Below are 18,802 nucleotides of genomic sequence, written 5' to 3' on the forward strand. Positions count from 1 at the left end.
GTGCGGCCATTCTTGTCATTTTTTGCTTTCGGCTGTAGCCCCCGCAGGGGTAAAACTGTTATACACTTAACGTATGAATAAAAACTTTAATCCTGCTGGCGACCGTATAGCCATTTTGCAAACCTTTGTGCGAATCGTTGAGAGCGGCAGCCTTTCAGCCGCAGCCGCACAAATGGATACTACCCAGCCAACAATAAGCCGACGCTTACAAAGCCTTGAACAAATGCTTGGCGTTAAGTTAATCCAGCGTACGACCCACACCATGAAGCTGACTGATGATGGCGAACGCTGCTATCAGCATGCGCGCAGGTTGATTGAAAACTGGCACCTTCTGGAAGATGAAGTCAGTGGTGCCAGGGATGAACCTGCCGGGGTGCTGCGCGTGCGTGCGCCACACGCATTCGGGCAGGATCAGCTGATTGGGCCGCTTGGCGATTACCTGACGCGCTATCCGCAAATCAATATTGAGTGGATTCTCAACGATCGTTCACCGGATTTTATCCCTGAAGGGATTGATTGCGCGATTCATGTTGGGGCAATCACCGATCCTTCAGTGGTTGCCATCCTACTGGCCGAAGTGCCACGTATCGTGGTGGCTGCTCCTTCACTGCTTGCAAGCCATGGGCCGGTCAATGAAGCCACGGACTTGGTGACACTCCCCTGGGTGGCACTGAGTAGTTTTTATCGCAACGAAGTGACGTTAAACGAGGTAACCAGCGGTGACCCTTTCCGCTTCGATATTACGCCAAGACTGAGCACTGATAGCCTGTATGCGGTGCGTAAGGCGGCTTTAAACGGATTGGGTGTAGGGATGGTTTCATCATGGGTTGTGAAAGAGGATTTGGCGGAAGGCACGTTGCAGCATGTTCTCCCTAATTGGCAGGCTGCACCTTTACCCATCTATCTGCTCTATCCTTACGCGAGTTACTACCCGGCCCGTCTGCGCAAATTTATTGAGCTAATGAAAGAGGTGATGCCTGGTCTAACCGGCACCCGCTCTGCGCGTTAATCAGGTCGTGAGCCATTTCCCTTTTTCAGTACGTCACATTAATGGTAACGGTATCGGCGTAATTATCCGGGGCGTAGTTTGCATTGGGTACGGTTGCGTAAACGGTATATGCAGTGGTCGATCCGGTACCGGTGCCATTGACACTGTTTGCTGTAATACTTCCCCATGGAGTCCCGGCCTGGCCCGACGTTGAACGCAGCTGATAAGGGACTAAATCGGTATTGCTCCCGCTCCCGCTGGTTTTCATTTGCCCACTTCCTGTAGTACTGCCGTTCGATGGACTAAGCCCTATCGAATAAGGGGTGTTATTCGAGCAGGCGACACCAAGAGTATTACTCGATGCGATATTGGATTGATTCATTGTTACCGGGCCAATACTTATATTATTGACGAAGCTAATGTTGCATTGCTTAGTCACGACAGCGGTCACGTTAAACGGGAAACTCGGGCCGGTCCCATTGCCGCAGTCAGCTGGGGGGAGGGCCAGGCCTGTATTCGTGGTAACACTTGCGGTGGCTGAATTAAAAACATCTAAATAGCTACCGGGAGCAGCGGTAATTTGGGGTGTCGTAAGCTTTGCGTAAACCGTCAGACTACCCGTTACTGGCGTGAGATTGAGGAGTGTTATTTGGGCCATGGGAGGAGGGGTTCCAGCCTGGTTCTGATTTCCCCAAACGACAGTATGAGCTTGGTTTTGATAGAGTTGATAGTTTAATGTGCTGGCTGGTGGGCCAGCAAAAGACATGCCGTGAGGGTTAGTCTGGCCATTACTCGACGCGCCAATATTAAAGCAAAGAGTGATCGCGCTAAGCACATCTGTAAGGACTTTGCTGCACGAATAGCTGAACGTCATCGACGTTTCAGCACCTGTGCTGGACAGTGGATTTACATTCCCAAAATTAATGGGCTGCACGCCACTTATTGAGCAACTCAGCGCGTGGCTAACACCAGGACACAAACTTAAGGCGGCAAAGAAAAATAACTCTCTTAAACGCATACAGGTTTCCTTTCCGTTAAGAGGTCCAATTCATCTCGTCCTTAGCGACAAACAAATGGGCCAAGTTGCGCAATGCTGGCAGCCTTCTGCGGGTAATCGAACTGCACTGAGCAAGTGCCTTTGGTGGCCATCACTTTTAATCTGTTATGCAGTTCCAGCGTATCGAAATAAACCAGCCCATCAAAACCCACGATGGTTTGCTGGCTTTGCTTAGCATTCAGCTCTACCTGTGTCCCTTCCTCAATCGGTTTTCCTTGTGCATCAACCACGATTATTTGCGCGGCGCGAACCGGTGTAATACCAAATTTGACTAGCGAGCCAGAACGGTCGGCAGGCGTTGCGTAAGCATTAACCTGGTCGATACGCGTGTTGGCGGGTAGGTTCATTGGGTCGATGCTTAACAGATTATTTTCATAGCTTTTAATTGGTGTGACTAACAGCAAGCCCTGGCTGTTGCTGGTGCCGATGAGATTGTTTTGCAGTTTGATGGGTAAATCAGGAATACCGTCGGTGGAGACAACGGCAAAGCCATCATCAATTGTGCGCGCGGCAAACAAACCGCCACCCATCATCACCAGGGAACCGCTACCCCCAGCATAGGCATACTGTGTATCGGAGGTGCGGTTAAAACCGCTATAAACTTTGCCATAGCGACCCAGGTAACCCAATTCTCCCTGGCCGTTTTGTCGGGACGATTGTTGGCTTGCTGCCAGGTTCCAGCCCCAACCCCCATCTGAAGGCTGGGTACGGCTGGCATTAACCATATAACCGGTTTCCTCATTCGTGCGTTGTACTGTGCTGCTGGCGGTAAGGTTATTACTAAGGATAAATGTGGCAGTCAGGTACAGGTTCCGATCCCGGCTGTCGTCTACGTTTTGATTCACGCCAGCAGTGAGGTAGATATTATTTGCTACCGCGGCATACCAGTTTGCACCCGCGTAACGTACTGACGTTTCATGTGGGTAGCGATATTGCAGGTAGCTCAGACTGACATTGCCATATGAGGGCATGTTGTACCCAACGACAACATTGCTATTAAGTGATGGTGGTGCTGAACCATAGCGGCTGGCGATATCACGGTAATCACCTGCGGTGGCAATCGTCGAGGTGCTGAAGTTAAAGTTGCCGCCAATCCAGCGATAACCCAGGCTGTACAATATTCCGTTGTCTCCCGCGTCTGTGCTCATCGCCAGAGACGTTGATAGGGTGCCAACACGACCGCCAGGTATCCAGTCCATACTGAATCCAGAATTGAGCAGCTGTTTGCTTACCTCAGAATGAACGCCACCTGTAAAACTGTTACTGATACCCCGCCGCCAGGTTCCACTAAACGAAGGTGTGCTGGCGTAATCAAATGAAGTGATCCCGTAATTTTCGCGTACCACACCCAGTTCAGCTGACCATTGTGTCAGGCCTTCGCGTAATAGCTGCTGATCCTGGTAAAAGGAAAAGCTCTGTGTCGTCGTTCGTCCCAACGCATCAGTCATATTCACCTGTGCGTAGCCCGCACCGCTGATATTTGGCTGGGTGTTGATTTCAAAATTACCCGCAGGGACTTCGCCGTTATAATATTTCATGCCATTTATAAATAATTCCACATTTGAAGGCACCGTTGCCGAACCTAAAAAAGAGGGTAGCGGTGTGGTCGGCATATTAGGTTGCAGGTTGAAATCAGTGCCAATTTGAATACCCGCGATGCGTGTCGGGCGCGACCAGGTAAGGCTGCTGGTGAGTGTGTCACCGAAGGTTAAGCTAAGGAGGCTGTCAGGAAACGATGACCGCCACTGCGTATCAAGACGACTGAAATTGTTATCGGCCGTAACTCCATCAGTTTGCGTGGAGTATTGAGTTAATTGAGTCGAGCTCAGCACGCCTGCAGAATTAAATGCGCGTAATTCAGTAAAGCTGCTGACGTTACTTCCATCGCCTTGCGCTGCGTAAACATCATAATTGAGTAACATCCCCCGCGATGTGGAGACGACGGGCGGAGGAATATCAACTTGATTGATTTTGGTGGTATTTAAATTCAAGGTGCTAAGAGGGGCGGTCAATTTCAGTGTTTGCAATGAAACATCATAATCAAATTGTAATTGGCTTAGACTATCAAGACGAATCGATTGAGCCGACTCATCAGGTAATTTAAACCCTATTTTTTGTAATGTTTCTTTGTCGCTATATAATTTATCTGCAAGCTCACTAAAATGTTCGATGCCAATATGGTTTCCATTCAGGGTGACATCAAGATACAAGTCTATTGCATTGGAATGATCGTTATCATTACTCATCACTTGTGTGATGGGATTATTATCATTGGCCGAGGTAATTCCTGGCGTTAACATTCCACCGAGCAGAAGAACTATCATTATTCTAATGATTACCTTAAAGTTCCTGCACCTTTTTTTGTCCATTTATAGTAACTTCTAATTTGCTTCCGGGGGCAGTATCCGAGGCAGGGAAAGGCAATTTCCAGCGCATGGTAGCGCCTGGAAGAACGTATCCCAATAGCCCTTGTGTTATCTCTTTTCTTCTACCTTGCGTGTTGATATATGAAGCACCAGACAACTGAGCATGGCTATTCCCCTGATTGCTCACTTCAAGAAATGCTTCACCACCAATACGTTGGATTCCCCACTGCAATTTTGCTGAATGATCGCTGGTACCCTTCGGTTGAATAAAAACGGGAACTGAATAATGCAAAACGAACTGAATTTTATTTTTTTGTAGTTCGGCTGGAGGTAGTTCATTGATTGACAGCCTATAAGCTTCTTCCACGTTATTTGAGGCGGGCCCCATGTGAATCACTCGAATTAACTGTTTCTCTCCGGGTGCCAGTTTGAGCATTGGCGGGCTAATAACCAGATTCTGAGAAGAGTTGAGCTGGTCTTCATAACTTTGCTGGTTCCAGCTATAAACGCGAACTTGTGCATTTATGGTCTCTTCACCCTGGTTCATTAACCAGATGCCATCAGCATTTTGTATATTTTGAAGGGTCAGTGTCACAGGCGAAACTTGTAGACCGCTTGCCACTGTATTTTGTGGAAAGATTGCCGCCAATAACAGGCACATCACCCCAACAGCCGTTCGCGTCTGTGGCTTCATTTTTATAAATAACCCTTTGTATTAATAATTTACGTTAACGGTTACGGTGTCCGCATAGCTATCAGGTGCAAAGTTGGCGCTGGCGGCGACGGCATAAACCGTATAGGTTTGCGCCACTCCTGAGCCAGTTCCTCCAACACCGTTACCTACTGCTGTGGTGGTGGCAGTATTACCCCAGACGGGCCCTGTGCCTGATGTTTGATGTAACTGATAAGGGACTTTATCGCTGTTTGTTCCACTGCTAGCGACCGATGACATAGACCCAGCACCTGTGGTATTGCCTCCATTAGCTGTGGATGGTGCAAGGCCGATGAAATAAGGAGTGGTTCTTGAGCACTGGACAGTAAAGGAGCTATTCCCGGTTGTGTTAGTTGCAGTACTACCGACAGAGCCCAGATTAATATTTGCGCCCGCGCCTGTGGTTACAACGCAAGATGCAGTAATAGTAATTTGTACCTGAAATGTGTTGGTTGCCACGACGGCATTTGCAGATGGAACAAAAGCAAAAAACATGAAAGGAAAAAATATGCGCATTTTAATGATTGATTTCATATCTTTGCACCTATTCAGATACTTGCGGTTTGTCAATAATGCATACGGATGAATGTTGTATGTCTATTAAAACCATAGAATGAGGTGCATTTTTATGCCAATTTCAGGATGTATTAAGTTTTTTAATATGATCAGATGCGCACTTTAAGTTTTATTAGGCGAGTTTGATAATTGCATCCAGGAAAGTCTGCTATAAGTCATTTCGGTCTGAAATGCAGGATATAAAAACTGGCAAAATTAGAATAATTTCAGTTGTAAACAATCACAAAAGTAAAGGAGATATGGTGTCTTAACATTCTAATTAAGAAAGATATTCTCTATTTAGATAACGTAATAGCTCAAGGCTGGGATTATTGAAAAGGGGGAGTGCGTGAGGTATTTATGGTGGCAGGCTTTTCACATTGTAGAAGCTAATATATGTTGATGCATCCGAAACTATTCAGTCGTGAAAAAACGAAATAAAGCTAAAACTTCGGCCCAGACATTAAATTCCGCTATTAAAAATAACCAAACCTTAGTCGAAAAACATTAAGCCTGTTACAGGGTGGTGAAGTTAATACTGGATGTTTGTTCATAAGTAATCAAACAGCCAGGGCCTTCTCATGCTGTTATAAATGTGTAACAAAACCTTCTTACACTGCTCACTTCTGATAACAATATCGAAAGGAAGCCATGATGAGCAGACCTCTTAAGCCGTTGTTTAAACAGGAACACAACGACGAAATCAGTAACCGCAGCACCAACCCCGTTTTTTCAGATGTTGCCAGTGCGTATTTGAGCCGTCGCCGATTCCTGCAAATGGGTGCAGTCGCGGGCGCCGTAGTAGCCTTCCCGACGTTGCTAAAATCCCAAGCTGCATGGGCTGTAGAAACGGCTCTGGCACGTCCATCTTCCCTTGGTTTTGCCAGTATTGAAGTTTCAACGGATGATGCCGTGCGGGTGCCGGAAGGCTACATCGCGCGACCATTTTACCGTTGGGGAGACGCCGTAGGTTTAAAGGGTAACCTGCCGGAATTTAAAACCGACGGCAGTAACACTACTGATGAACAGGCCGCTCAGGCAGGAATGCACCACGATGGTATGGCATGGTTTAGTTTGCCGCTGGGAGGAAACGAGCCGAATCACGGTTTGCTGGCGATGAACCACGAATATATCGACAACGGTTTGCTGTTTAAAGACGGTGTGGCGAACTGGAATCTGGATAAAGTGCGCAAGGGCCAAAATGCGATGGGCATTTCGGTTATTGAAGTGAAAAAAGAGGGCGATAACTGGAGCGTGGTTCGTCCATCTGAGTTTGCGCGTCGTATTACTGTTAATACACCGATGACCCTCACAGGGCCTGCCAAAAATCATGAATTAATGAAAACTGCGGACGATCCGCAGGGTGAAAGAGTGCTTGGTACTATGCAAAATTGTGCCAACGGCCATACACCATGGGGTACTTACCTGACTTGCGAAGAAAACTGGTCGGATATTTTCGTTAAAAAAGCTGCGCCAAATGCCCTTGAAAAGCGCTATGGCATTAGCGACAGCGATGAATCTTACCGCTGGAACGAAGTCGATCCACGCTTTAGCGTGGATGCAACGCCTAATGAGCCTAACCGTTTCGGCTGGGTGGTAGAAATCGACCCTTATAATCCGTCGTCGACTCCGCGTAAACATACGTCATTAGGGCGCTTTAAGCATGAAGGCGCTGCGATTACCCTGGCGGCGGATAACCGTGTAGTTGCTTACATGGGGGATGATCAGAAATTCGAATACATCTATAAGTTCATTTCTACAAATCAATATGATGCCAGCCTGCGAGATGCTGCCATGGACCTGCTCTCCGAAGGCACGCTGTATGTGGCGAAATTCAATGACGATGGTAGTGGCACCTGGCTGCCGCTGGTATACGGGCAATCGGGCCTTGATGAAACTAAGGGATTTGCCAGTCAGGGTGAGTTGCTAATTAAAACGCGTCTCGCTGCTGATGCCGTGGGTGCCACAAAAATGGACCGCCCTGAGTGGATTGCGGTCGACTCGCATGCAAAAGGCAGTGTTTATTGCACCTTGACCAACAATAGTGACCGTGGCAAGGAGGGCAAAGCACCCGTTGATGCCGCCAACCCGCGCGCTAATAATGTCTACGGCCACATCATGCACTGGACGGAAGAGAACGGTGACCCTGCATCAACCGCCTTCAAGTGGGATATCCTGGTGCTAGGCGGCAGACCGGATAGTGCAGATGAGAAAACAAAAGGCTCAATGAAAGGGGCGGAGTTTGGCAGTGCAGATGGGTTATCGTTCGACCATCGCGGTGTACTGTGGATTCAGACCGATGTCTCCTCCAGCACTATCAACAAAAAAGCCTATGAGGGAATGGGCAACAACCAGATGCTCGCCACTGTTCCTGGTACCAACGAATATCGTCGTTTCCTGACTGGTCCGCGAGGCTGTGAGATAACTGGCATCGCCTTTACTCCAGATAACCGCACGCTATTTATTAATATTCAACACCCCGGTGAACCAGGTGACGATATCAGCGATCCGGCAAATCCTACAGCCGTCTCCACCTGGCCTGACGGTGATAAAAACAGTCGCCCACGATCTTCCACTGTGGTTATTGTTAAAGCTGATGGTGGGGTGATTGGTAGCTAACAAAATAGCCTCTACAGTTGAGCGGAACAGGGATGTTTTGCTCAGAGCCTGAAGAAAAGGTGAGGGGATAACGACAGTCTGACATTAAGTACGTTAATCCCATATTCCTGTTACAGGAGAATCATCTCTTAAATAATCAAAGAGTAGCAAACGCACTGTAGTAAAAATATCAACCACTAAAGTATTCATCATGAAAATGGTGACGCTTCTATATATCAGTTTATAAAATGTAATGTGCTTTTATTATGCAGTCATAATTCTGAAAAAGTACTTTATAAGGAATTATTATTCACCCCCTCAGTTGTTAATGCTATTTTACTCAGAATATTGCCTTGTCTTGAATTTCCTTCTTATTTTAACGTTTGGATTGCTGAGCGCGTTTTTTGTCGCCGGTGATTTGCCATGGATGCCATAAAAGGAGTTAATTGTGTCAAGTTCTTTTCAAAATGAAGTACCTAAAGCACGCGTAAATATAAAATTAGATTTGCACACAGGGGGAGCACAAAAGAAAGTTGAATTACCTCTTAAATTAGTTGTTATGGGTGATTACAGCAACGGGCAGGAGAGTCGCCCACTGTCTGAACGTGAAAAGATAAATATCAATAAAAATAACTTCAATAGCGTGCTTTCGGAATTTTCCCCGACTGTAAATATTACTGTTGAAAATACTCTTGCTGGTGATGGCTCAGAAGAAAGCGTCAGGCTTTCTTTCAGTGAGATGAAAGATTTTGAGCCGGAACAGGTTGCTCGGCAGATCCCGCAATTAAAAGCCATGCTGGCTATGCGTAATTTATTACGCGACCTTAAATCTAATTTGTTGGATAACGTCACTTTCCGAAAAGAGCTTGAAAATATCCTGAAAGACCCATCGCTGAGCAATGAACTGCGCGATGAACTTAATGCCCTCGCACCGAAAGCGTAACCCTCCCGAATTAACGGATTAACACGAGATAATGCTGATGTCAGTTAATAATGAAAATACTTCATCCGGTACCCAGACCACTGTACTGGAGCGCTCTGAAGCTGGTGGTGTTTACGCTTCTTTGTTTGAAAAAATAAACCTCAACCCGGTTTCCGGTCTGTCTGATATTAATGTCTGGCAGGACAATCAAGCGCTGGCTGATGCCACTGCTGATGAACGTGTAACCGCGGCCGTGCAGGTGCTGTTACAGCGTCTGAAAAACTCCGGTCAGAGCGTTGAAAAACTCGATAAAACTCTGCTGGATTACCATATTGCTGAGCTGGATTACCAGATTAGCCGCCAGCTTGATGCAGTAATGCATCACGACGATTTCCAGAAAGTCGAATCGGCATGGCGTGGCCTCAAGCACCTGGTTGACCGTACTGATTTTCGTCAGAATGTGAAAATCGAAGTGTTGGACGTTTCCAAAGATGATCTGCGTGAGGATTTCGAAGACTCCCCGGAAATCATCCAGAGTGGCTTGTACGCGCACACCTATATCGCTGAATACGACACCCCAGGTGGTGAGCCAATTGGTTCAGTGATTTCCAACTACGAATTCGACGCAAGCCCACAAGACGTGGCGCTGATGCGCAACATCTCTAAAGTGTCTGCTGCGGCACACATGCCGTTTATCGCCTCTGTTGGCCCGAAATTCTTCCTGAAAGATTCCATGGAAGAAGTGGCTGCGATTAAAGACATCGGCAACTACTTTGACCGTGCTGAATACATCAAGTGGAAATCTTTCCGCGAGTCTGATGATTCCCGTTACCTCGGTCTGGTGATGCCACGTGTACTTGGCCGTCTGCCATATGGCCCGGACACGGTGCCAGTCCGCAGCTTCAACTATGTTGAAGAAGTGAAAGGCCCGGATCACGACAAATACCTGTGGACCAACGCATCATTCGCATTTGCTGCCAATATGGTGAAAAGCTTCATCAAAAACGGCTGGTGTGTGCAGATCCGTGGCCCGCAAGCGGGTGGTGCAGTGACTGACCTGCCAATCCACTTATATGATCTCGGCACCGGCAATCAGGTTAAAATTCCGAGTGAAGTGATGATTCCCGAAACCCGTGAATTTGAGTTCGCCAACCTGGGCTTTATCCCGTTGTCGTACTACAAAAACCGCGATTACTCATGCTTCTTCTCTGCGAACTCTGCGCAGAAACCTGCCTTGTATGACACAGCCGATGCGACAGCTAACAGCCGCATCAACGCACGCCTGCCATATATCTTCCTGCTGTCACGTATTGCTCACTACCTGAAGCTTATTCAGCGTGAAAACATTGGTACTACTAAAGACCGCCGTTTGCTTGAACTGGAGCTGAATACCTGGGTACGTGGTCTGGTCACTGAAATGACCGATCCAGGTGACGACCTGCAGGCTTCTCACCCGTTGCGTGATGCGAAAGTGACCGTGGAGGATATTGAAGATAACCCAGGCTTCTTCCGCGTGAAACTGTACGCCGTACCGCACTTCCAGGTTGAAGGAATGGACGTGAATTTATCCCTTGTTTCGCAGATGCCTAAAGCGAAAGCGTAATCAGGAGCAGGGATGAAAATTTACCGTCCATTATGGACTGACGGGGCATTTCTGGCCCCACAGCAATTTCAGCAACAGTCCCGTTGGGATGCTTTTGTCGCTGAAAACGTGGCCCAAATGGGATTGGCAGACCCGTGGGGGGTTATCGATGTGGCATTTGATAACGGCTCGTTGGCACTTTCACGGCTGAATGCACTGCGTCTGTTGATTCGCTTTCCAGATGGCACGCTGATTGACACTGAGCTGGCGGATAATCTGCCACCGGCTTGCGATTTGTCATTGGTGTCTGATCGCGAAAGTGTGGACGTTGTGCTTGCCCTGCCGCTGTTGTCAGCTAATGGCGGTAATCTTGATGATGGGCAGGACAGTGAACGTCCTCGTCGCTGGCGACAAGAGTGGGTGACGGTACAGGAGCTTGCCGGTCATGAACGTACCGAACTGGCTGTTATGCGCCATGCCGTCACACTGCGTTTTGCTCACCAGGAAAATAGCGCTTACCTGACATGTCCGGTGGTGCGCCTGCTGCGTAATGCACAAGGGCAATGGATCCAGGATGCGAATTTCATCCCGCCGATGTTGCGATTGTCAGCAAGCCCCGTTGTGTTGACAGCGCTAGGGGACCTTCTCCATCGCCTGCAGGCACGTCGCCGCCGTCTGATGGCCATGCGTCGCGAAAGCAATGAACGTATGGCCGATTTCGTTGTGGCAGATGTGTCATTGTTTTGGCTGCTCAATGCATTAAACAGCGCTGAACCCGTGTTGACTGAACTTCATCAGGCACCTACGCGTCATCCTGAGTTGTTCTATCGTGAACTGGTGCGCCTGGCTGGCAGTTTGTTGACGTTCTCCCTTGAACATAAAGCTGAAGACATTCCGCTTTATCAACATCACGCACCTGAACAGGTTTTCCCGCCACTATTTACTCTGCTGGATGCGTTACTTGAAGCTAGCCTGCCATCACGGATGGTGGCCATTGAGCTTATCCGCGAAGGGCAATTCTGGACAGGTTCGCTGCATGATGCTCGCCTGCGTGAAGGGGCTGATTTCTACCTTTCTGTTCGCTCAACTATTCCCAATCATCTATTGCAGACGCAGTTCCCGCTGTTGTGTAAAGCGGGCAGCTTTGAAGATGTATCCGATGTGGTGAACGTGGCGCTGAACGGTGTGGTGATGAAACCACTGTCACATGTTCCGGCGGCCATTCCTCTGCGTCTGGAGAACCAGTATTTCGCCCTCGATCTGAATGGCCTGGCGGCGCAGGCCATGCTGGAAGCGGGTAACTGCGCGTTCTACACGCCAGGATCACTTGGTGATATCCAACTCGAACTGTTTGCGGTATTGCGCTCATGAGCAAAATAAAACCTTCTGTCGTTGATGAGATCTTTTATCCCTGCTGGCTGATGGTCAGCCAGTTGCGTAATGGCCAGGAAATTAAGGACGGAGAAGCGTTGTATCGTCGTGCCTGCGGATGGGTGGATGGTGCGCGTGAAGCTCTTTCTCGTAACGGTTTCAACGAAACCAGCACGGACCATATGCTTTACACCCTTTGTGCGTTACTTGATGAGAGTGTGCTGAACCGTACGAAGCCGGACAGTGGGAACACTAAATGGCTGCAGAATCCTCTTCAGGCGCGCTATTTCAATACGCTGAACGCTGGTGAGGAGCTGTGGGAGCGTATTCGCGCCGTTTTGCAGGAGCCTGCGCCCGATACCGCCGTACTCACCTGTTTCTACCGTGCACTGACGTTAGGATTTGCGGGTCGCTATCGCGAGCAGGGCGACGAACGACGTGAAGATGTGGTGCGTAAGCTGAGCCAGCAGGTGCCGCCTTTTTCCTCCGTTCAGGAAACCCCTGTGGTTTCCCGATCATCGCGTTTGCGCACCGGGCGCAAAACGTACTGGTTTTCGTGGGTACTTGGCGTCGCAATACTTGTTGCACTGTGGTTTTTCCTGTCAAGCACGCTCGCGAATCAGCTCTCTCAACTGGCAGGGATCAAATAACTGATGCGCGGGTTAACGCAATTCCTGTTGCTGCTGCTCGGTACCGGCCTCGCGCTGTTGCTGATTCTTGGCTTCTGGCCGCTGGGAACGGGCAGCCGCGTGGTGCTGAGTCTGCTGGTTGTCATTTTAAGCGGTGCTGCCGGCTATTTTCAGTGGCGTAAAGACCGCAACAATAAAGTTGCCCATCAGCACATTGCGGACTCCATTCTGCCACCGGAAGATTTCCAGGGCGCAGTGGTGCTGGTTTGTGGTGACAGCGAATCGCTGTTTTCAGCTTCAGTTCCCTTCAGGGAAACCCGTCAGGGCTGGTATTTGCAGGTCAAAGCACCAGAACAGCTTCCACTATTGGCACAGCATCTGGCTGAGGTTCGCCCGGCACTGATTGCCCAGATCTCCGTGCTACTGGCCGTTGCGCCGGAACAACATCAGGACGAGGACGATTTCATTCAAAAACTACGCATCTGGCATCGTGCGATTGTGCAGTGCAAAGGTTGGCTTGCCGGGATTCCGCCGCTGTGGATTGGCATCTGGGTTTCACCGCCAGCAATGGAATCAACTGAAATGGAATGCTGGTATACAGCCACTCCAGGCCAGAAAGCCATTCAGATGCGTGAGGCGGGTGCGGTTGTGATACCGCTGGTTGAGTGGGAGCGTGAACAAGATGGCCGCAACAGTCAGGAAAAACTCAGTTCAGTTTTCTGGATTGAGTGCCTGGTGGCGTGGGCTAAGACTCACGTTCAGGATGTTCTGGCACAGCGTCAGGGAGATCTCCCGGCGCTGATTCCATGCGCATGGGGGGCCTGCTTGACCCCGGTTACGGGGCGTTCCAACAATCTCTGGCAGACACATGTTGCAGGCGTAACCTCGTTGCCACCAACTGCATCTGCAACGCAGAGTTACCTGCCATTACCAGATGTGCTGCTGCCATTTATTCCTCGCCGCCGGGGTGTCTCCCAACTGATGCAGACCTGGCAGATTGCCGGCTTACTGTGTGGGTTATTCCTGCTGTTTGCCTTGCTGGCCTCATATATCAATAACCAACGTTTAATTCGCAACGTAGGCGATCACCTGGCGTTGTATCACCGGCTTACAGGAACACCTGCATCCCCCAAAACGATTGCTCAGCAACAGTTACGTGCTGATTCCCGTTTGCTTGATCAGTGGCAACGTAGTGGTGCGCCCATACGCATGTCTTTGGGACTCTATCAGGGGATGCGCCTCATCGCGCCACTTGAGGCCGCCATCAATAGTTGGGCTCCACCGCCTCCACCGCCTCCTGTCATCAATAAAATTGTTCAGGGTCCGAAAACCGTGCGTCTTGACAGCATGTCGCTGTTCGATGTGGGCAAATGGCAGCTTAAACCTGGCTCTACCAAAGTGCTGGTGAGTGCGCTCGTCAATATCAAAGTCAAACCAGGCTGGCTGATTGTTGTCGCTGGGCACACCGATGATACCGGCAATGACAAGTCCAACCAGATTCTTTCCCTCAAACGCGCTGAATCAGTCCGTGACTGGATGCGTGACACCGGTGATGTGCCGGAAAGTTGCTTTGCGGTACAGGGCTACGGCGAAAGCCGTCCACTGAAACCCAATGATTCAGATGCAAATCGCGCGGTTAACCGCCGCGTTGAAATCAGTCTGGTGCCTCAGGCAGATGCTTGCCAGATACCGGGCAAAACAACATCACCGGCTAAGGGTGATGTCACAACCTACGAAATGGAGAAGTAAACATGGCTATTCCAGTCTACCTGTGGCTGAAAGACGACGGCGGTGCGGATATTAAAGGCTCCGTAGATGTTAAAGACCGTGAAGGCAGCATCGAAGTGGTGGCGCAGGAACACAACCTGTACATCCCGACCGATAACAACACCGGAAAATTAACGGGCACCCGTATCCATACCCCGTTCCTGTTTACCAAAGAAATCGACTCTTCCAGTCCATACCTCTACAAAGCGGTAACGACTGGCCAGACGCTGAAATCTGCTGAATTCAAATGGTATCGCATCAATGACGCAGGCCAGGAAGTTGAGTACTTCAACACCAAACTGGAAAACGTCAAGCTGGTGAAAGTCGCACCAAAAATGCACGACATCAAAAATCCTGCGATGGAAAAACACAACCATCTGGAAATGATTGAGCTGCGTTACGAAAAAATCACCTGGACTTACAAAGACGGCAACATCATTCATTCCGACTCCTGGAACGAACGTACTACCGCGTAAGGCTGCACTCACAGCAGACGGGAAACCGTCTGCTGTTTTTGTTTGCCCGAACGAAGCGTAGGGCGAATACGCAACTCGCCATCCGACAAAGTGTGGGCAAACAAAAACAGCAAAAAAATCATCGACCTTATGGGCCTGGGTTTCCTGCAAAGGAGAAGGCTAAGGGCGGTAGCGTACCCAATCAAGGAGCCAGCATGGATAACCAGTCAGCCGTATTACTTCGTCGTTTAAACCCGTACTGTGCCCGCGCGCTGGAAGCAGCCGCCACGCTGTGCCAGAGCAGGGCACATGCGGAAATTACTGTCGAACACTGGTTGCTTAAACTGCTGGAGCTCGGGGAGGGGGACATCACTGTGCTGGCCCGCCGTTACGAATGGGACATGGACAATATTTGGCAGAGTTTGCTGGCACACCTTGATACCATGCCGCGCTCCGTGCGCACCCGACCACAATTGGCCGAACTTCTACTGAATCTGATTAAACAGGCGTGGCTGATTGCTTCGCTTGAAGACGACGATGCACAAATCCGCAGTCATCATCTGCTTGCGGCGTTAACTGATAAACCGTCAATACTGGTCTGCGACAGTTTGTGGCCGCTGCTGAGTCTCTCCCGCTCGCAGCTTGAGCGCCTGAAACCACTGTTGGATGTGCAGTCAGATGAACGTGCCGAACTGCAACAGCAAGAAAGCCTGAACCGCGAACCGTCCTCACTTACGGAAGAAAAACCGACCAGTGTTTCCGGCAACATCCTGAGCGAAGCACTACAGGCCGCACTCGATAAATTCACTCTCGATGTAACAGCCAAAGCGCAAGAAGGGAAAATCGACCCGGTCTTTGGCCGCGACAACGAAATCCGCCAGATGGTCGACATTCTCTCGCGCCGCCGTAAAAACAACCCGATTCTGGTGGGCGAGCCGGGCGTGGGCAAAACCGCATTGGTGGAAGGACTCGCGCTACGCATTGCTGAAGGCAACGTGCCGGACAGCCTGAAAACCGTCAGCCTTCGTACTCTGGATCTTGGCCTCTTGCAGGCGGGCGCAGGCGTAAAAGGCGAATTTGAACAGCGCCTGAAAAACGTCATCGACGCGGTACAACACTCCCCGACGCCAGTGCTGCTGTTTATCGACGAAGCGCACACCATTATCGGCGCAGGCAACCAGGCGGGCGGCGCGGATGCGGCCAACCTTCTGAAACCAGCACTGGCACGTGGCGAATTGCGCACTATCGCGGCCACCACCTGGTCTGAATACAAACAGTATTTCGAGCGTGATGCTGCATTGGAGCGCCGTTTCCAGATAGTTAAGGTAGACGAACCGGATGATGAGATGGCCTGCCTGATGTTGCGCGGCCTGAAATCCCGTTACGCGCAACATCACGGCGTGCATATTACCGATGAAGCCGTGAAAGCCGCAGTCAGTCTGTCGCGCCGCTACATCACGGGCCGCCAGTTGCCGGACAAAGCGGTTGACTTGCTTGACACCGCGTCTGCCCGCGTGCGTATGAGCCTCGACACGCTACCGGAAGAACTCACCCGCCTCAAAGCGCAAATCACCGCGCTGGAAATGGAAAACCATGCGCTGCTGGAAGATATCGCGCTGGGTAGCAACAGCCATGGCGAGCGCCTGGAGCAAATTGAGCAACAGACTTCTGCGCTGAACGAACACCTCGCCGCGCTGGAAACCCAGTACCACGCGGAAAAAGCGCTCACCCAACAACTGCTGGAAGTTCGCCAGGACATTAGCCGCCAGGCCGACGTCAATGCGCTACAACAGCAACTCAAAGATTTACAAGGTAGTGCTCCACTGCTGTCGCTGGATGTGGATGTGCGCACTGTCGCCACCGTGATTGCAGACTGGACCGGCGTGCCGCTGACCAGTCTGCTCAAAGACGAACAGACCGATTTGCTGATGCTGGAAAACCACCTCGCCAACCGCGTGGTCGGCCAGGACACGGCGCTTATCGACATGGCGCAACGTCTGCGTGCCGCGAAAACTGGACTTACGCCAGAAAACGGCCCGCTGGGCGTGTTCCTGCTGGTCGGCCCGAGCGGCGTGGGTAAAACCGAAACCGCGTTGGCGCTGGCTGACAGCCTGTTCGGCGGCGAGAAATCCCTGATCACTATCAACTTATCCGAATACCAGGAAGCGCACACCGTTTCCCAGCTTAAAGGCTCACCTCCAGGCTACGTGGGCTACGGCCAGGGCGGCATTCTTACCGAAGCGGTGCGCAAACGTCCGTACAGCGTGGTGCTGCTTGATGAAGTGGAAAAAGCGCACCGCGACGTCATCAACCTGTTCTACCAGGTATTTGACCGTGGCTTTATGCGTGACGGCGAAGGGCGTGAAATCGACTTCCGCAACGCTGTGATCCTGATGACCGCCAACCTTGGCAGCGACCACATCATGCAATTGCTGGACGAACAACCGGAAGCCACCGACAGCGATCTACAGGAATTACTGCGACCGATCCTACGCGATCATTTCCAACCCGCTCTGCTGGCCCGCTTCCAGACGCTGATTTACCGTCCACTGGATGCTAAAGCGTTAAGAATCATTGTGGAAATGAAGCTGGCACAGGTCGCGAAGCGCCTGAAAAACCACTACGGCCTAACCACCACTATCGAAGAAAACCTCTACGACACGCTGGTCGCCGCCTGCCTGCTGCCAGACACTGGCGCGCGCAACATAGACAGCCTGCTGAACCAGCAAATCCTACCGGTACTCAGCCAACAACTTCTGCAACGCAAAGCCGGGCAGCAGAAAACCCACAGCCTGGCGCTGGGATGGGATGAAGAAGACGGGATTGTGCTGGAATTTGGTGAGCACCTTTAACTAAAGGATATTGGCTATGGATAGTGCAAAAGAAATTGCCCGGGATATGCTTGAAGCCATCAATGTTGATGGCACTGGTTTCTTGGGGGCTGTTGCGAAGGGATTAATTTCATTTCCGGTCAGTCTTGGTTACTTGGGGTATGACTTTGTAGACAGTGCCCACCGCAGGGAAAATAGGGCCGACAAATACAGATTGGCTGAATTAGTGAAAAAGGTTTCTTTCAATAAGGACACTATCTCTAGAGTAATCAAGCCATTTGTTGATGATTTTATTTCGCATGTTGATACTAATAGAATTGCGAGCTTGGCTGAGAATGTTGCAGGTACCACAGTTGGGAAGGTTGTATTCTCTCAGGTTACTGGCGTCAATCTTGGAAAGGTCATTATATCCCAAGGTGTTGGAGCTTATTTTTCTGGAGTTGCGGTGGGGGGCGTATTAGTAATCGGTGCCGAGGCTTCCAGATCTATCTACACATCGAGATACTTACGTGAAAGAAATTCCTCCATGTATACAAAATTGAATAACATGGGGGATTATGATCTTCTTTATTACCTAGTTGAAGATATCGTAAGACCATATGAAAAAGCATGTGAAGTGGCTGACAGAGATTCAGAGGAATTTAATAGAGTGTGCAAATACTTTTTTGGTGGCCTATGAGCATAAAAGATTTTTTTCTAATAATTATTTCCCGCCTTGTCACTGGCGCGGGAATGACACTAGGTCTTATTAGTACAGTTTACTCAATATGGAGCTTCTTTTTTTCGCACAGCCCTCACAGAATTATCTTGGGGTGTGTTGGCGTTTTAGGCTTCTTTATTGGCTATGGCCTTTATAAATTTGCGCTAACTTATATTTATAATGAGTGGGATCATTACCGCTAACTATTGTTATTGATGACGAAAGCATGGTTTATTTTATTTAATATAATTAATAGGAATAGGGTTATA

The 18,802-nt window shown here is 49.7% G+C and carries 14 protein-coding genes; 10 read left to right on the forward strand and 4 right to left on the reverse strand.

Features of this window, described 5'->3' with window-relative positions:
- The first annotated feature begins 73 nt into the window (after positions 1–73).
- Entirely contained in the window at positions 74–1,009 is a 936-nt protein-coding gene (locus LVQ76_RS03770; protein ID WP_232903416.1) for a LysR family transcriptional regulator, read from the forward strand.
- A gap of 25 nt (positions 1,010–1,034) precedes the next feature.
- On the opposite strand, the gene LVQ76_RS03775 is transcribed toward LVQ76_RS03770, so the two are convergent.
- From LVQ76_RS03775 to LVQ76_RS03790, 4 genes are read right to left on the reverse strand one after another with little or no spacing between them, the layout of a single operon-like run.
- Positions 1,035–2,006 carry a Csu type fimbrial protein gene (locus tag LVQ76_RS03775; protein ID WP_151995755.1) on the reverse strand — a complete coding sequence of 324 codons (972 nt, stop codon included), beginning with the start codon at positions 2,004–2,006 and terminating at the stop codon, positions 1,035–1,037.
- A 41-nt stretch (positions 2,007–2,047) separates the two neighbouring features.
- Entirely contained in the window at positions 2,048–4,369 is a 2,322-nt protein-coding gene (locus LVQ76_RS03780; protein ID WP_370640061.1) for a fimbria/pilus outer membrane usher protein, read from the reverse strand.
- 16 nt (positions 4,370–4,385) lie between these two features.
- A complete protein-coding gene (locus LVQ76_RS03785; protein ID WP_370640062.1) occupies positions 4,386–5,105 on the reverse strand; it encodes a fimbrial biogenesis chaperone in 720 nt (239 codons plus the stop codon).
- Between the two features lie 21 nt (positions 5,106–5,126).
- On the reverse strand, positions 5,127–5,657 hold the full coding sequence (locus LVQ76_RS03790) for a Csu type fimbrial protein (RefSeq protein ID WP_370640063.1): 531 nt from the start codon (positions 5,655–5,657) through the stop codon (positions 5,127–5,129).
- Positions 5,658–6,332: 675 nt separating this feature from the next.
- Between LVQ76_RS03790 and LVQ76_RS03795 the strand changes: the two genes are divergently transcribed.
- From LVQ76_RS03795 to LVQ76_RS03835, 9 genes are all read left to right on the forward strand, one after another.
- Entirely contained in the window at positions 6,333–8,297 is a 1,965-nt protein-coding gene (locus LVQ76_RS03795; RefSeq protein WP_232921022.1) for a PhoX family protein, read from the forward strand.
- Positions 8,298–8,724: 427 nt separating this feature from the next.
- Complete coding sequence (gene tssB, locus LVQ76_RS03800; protein WP_232921024.1) at positions 8,725–9,219, forward strand: type VI secretion system contractile sheath small subunit; 495 nt, start codon at positions 8,725–8,727, stop codon at positions 9,217–9,219.
- A 31-nt stretch (positions 9,220–9,250) separates the two neighbouring features.
- A complete protein-coding gene (gene tssC / locus LVQ76_RS03805; protein WP_232863518.1) occupies positions 9,251–10,801 on the forward strand; it encodes a type VI secretion system contractile sheath large subunit in 1,551 nt (516 codons plus the stop codon).
- A gap of 12 nt (positions 10,802–10,813) precedes the next feature.
- Positions 10,814–12,151 (forward strand): type VI secretion system baseplate subunit TssK, encoded by a 1,338-nt coding sequence (tssK, locus tag LVQ76_RS03810; RefSeq protein WP_232921027.1) that lies wholly within the window; start codon positions 10,814–10,816, stop codon positions 12,149–12,151.
- Entirely contained in the window at positions 12,148–12,801 is a 654-nt protein-coding gene (tssL, locus tag LVQ76_RS03815) for a type VI secretion system protein TssL, short form (protein ID WP_232921029.1), read from the forward strand. The genes tssK and tssL overlap by 4 nt, the downstream gene beginning before the upstream one ends.
- A gap of 3 nt (positions 12,802–12,804) precedes the next feature.
- The gene (locus LVQ76_RS03820; protein WP_232921030.1) at positions 12,805–14,529 is read left to right on the forward strand and encodes an OmpA family protein; all 1,725 of its coding nucleotides are present in this window, start codon (positions 12,805–12,807) and stop codon (positions 14,527–14,529) included.
- A gap of 2 nt (positions 14,530–14,531) precedes the next feature.
- Complete coding sequence (hcp, locus tag LVQ76_RS03825) at positions 14,532–15,023, forward strand: type VI secretion system effector Hcp (RefSeq protein WP_151995764.1); 492 nt, start codon at positions 14,532–14,534, stop codon at positions 15,021–15,023.
- A gap of 194 nt (positions 15,024–15,217) precedes the next feature.
- Positions 15,218–17,854, forward strand: coding sequence for a type VI secretion system ATPase TssH (tssH, locus tag LVQ76_RS03830; protein WP_232921033.1), 2,637 nt, complete (start codon positions 15,218–15,220; stop codon positions 17,852–17,854).
- A gap of 16 nt (positions 17,855–17,870) precedes the next feature.
- Positions 17,871–18,512: an Ssp6 family T6SS pore-forming effector gene (locus LVQ76_RS03835; RefSeq protein ID WP_232921034.1), complete on the forward strand. Its 642-nt coding sequence runs from the start codon at positions 17,871–17,873 to the stop codon at positions 18,510–18,512.
- The last annotated feature ends 290 nt before the right edge of the window (positions 18,513–18,802 follow it).

Origin of the sequence: Buttiauxella cochleicola (assembly GCF_021283185.1) — a bacterium.
GTDB lineage: Bacteria > Pseudomonadota > Gammaproteobacteria > Enterobacterales > Enterobacteriaceae > Buttiauxella > Buttiauxella massiliensis.

Coding starts and splice junctions, on each gene's coding strand:
- LVQ76_RS03770 (WP_232903416.1), top strand. CDS start 74: ATGAATAAAAACTTTAATCCTGCTGGCGACCGTATAGCCATTTTGCAA.
- LVQ76_RS03775 (WP_151995755.1), bottom strand. CDS start 2,006: ATGCGTTTAAGAGAGTTATTTTTCTTTGCCGCCTTAAGTTTGTGTCCT.
- LVQ76_RS03780 (WP_370640061.1), bottom strand. CDS start 4,369: ATGATAGTTCTTCTGCTCGGTGGAATGTTAACGCCAGGAATTACCTCG.
- LVQ76_RS03785 (WP_370640062.1), bottom strand. CDS start 5,105: ATGAAGCCACAGACGCGAACGGCTGTTGGGGTGATGTGCCTGTTATTG.
- LVQ76_RS03790 (WP_370640063.1), bottom strand. CDS start 5,657: ATGAAATCAATCATTAAAATGCGCATATTTTTTCCTTTCATGTTTTTT.
- LVQ76_RS03795 (WP_232921022.1), top strand. CDS start 6,333: ATGAGCAGACCTCTTAAGCCGTTGTTTAAACAGGAACACAACGACGAA.
- tssC (WP_232863518.1), top strand. CDS start 9,251: ATGCTGATGTCAGTTAATAATGAAAATACTTCATCCGGTACCCAGACC.
- tssK (WP_232921027.1), top strand. CDS start 10,814: ATGAAAATTTACCGTCCATTATGGACTGACGGGGCATTTCTGGCCCCA.
- tssL (WP_232921029.1), top strand. CDS start 12,148: ATGAGCAAAATAAAACCTTCTGTCGTTGATGAGATCTTTTATCCCTGC.
- LVQ76_RS03820 (WP_232921030.1), top strand. CDS start 12,805: ATGCGCGGGTTAACGCAATTCCTGTTGCTGCTGCTCGGTACCGGCCTC.
- hcp (WP_151995764.1), top strand. CDS start 14,532: ATGGCTATTCCAGTCTACCTGTGGCTGAAAGACGACGGCGGTGCGGAT.
- tssH (WP_232921033.1), top strand. CDS start 15,218: ATGGATAACCAGTCAGCCGTATTACTTCGTCGTTTAAACCCGTACTGT.
- LVQ76_RS03835 (WP_232921034.1), top strand. CDS start 17,871: ATGGATAGTGCAAAAGAAATTGCCCGGGATATGCTTGAAGCCATCAAT.